The following is a 218-nucleotide window of genomic DNA, read 5'->3' as shown; positions in this document are numbered from 1 at the left end:
GATCTGTTGCATTGTTATCGTTCCATGTCTTTGTTCCTTCTACTTTTGTTTCGCCTACTTTTGTATTTGTGATGTCATAACCGTTTACTTTTGATTCATATCCTTCAACTGGCTGTTCTTTCACTTCATACTTGTATGCCTTTCCTTCTGCATCATACGCTGCTAAATCTTTGAACTCGTATTTCCAGCCTGTTGCTTTACTTACTTCTTGCATCGCA

At 38.1% G+C, this 218-nt stretch carries 1 protein-coding gene; it reads right to left on the bottom strand.

Translation table 11 applies throughout. The features are described from left to right. Nucleotides 1–218, bottom strand: a 218-nt coding sequence (locus MR083_RS27540; RefSeq protein WP_396022325.1) for a Cna B-type domain-containing protein, incomplete at both ends; no start/stop codon positions are given.

Origin of the sequence: Bacillus cereus group sp. BfR-BA-01408 (genome assembly GCF_022663305.1) — a bacterium.
Lineage (GTDB): Bacteria > Bacillota > Bacilli > Bacillales > Bacillaceae_G > Bacillus_A > Bacillus_A pacificus.
This window is presented reverse-complemented; position numbering and strand designations above follow the sequence as displayed.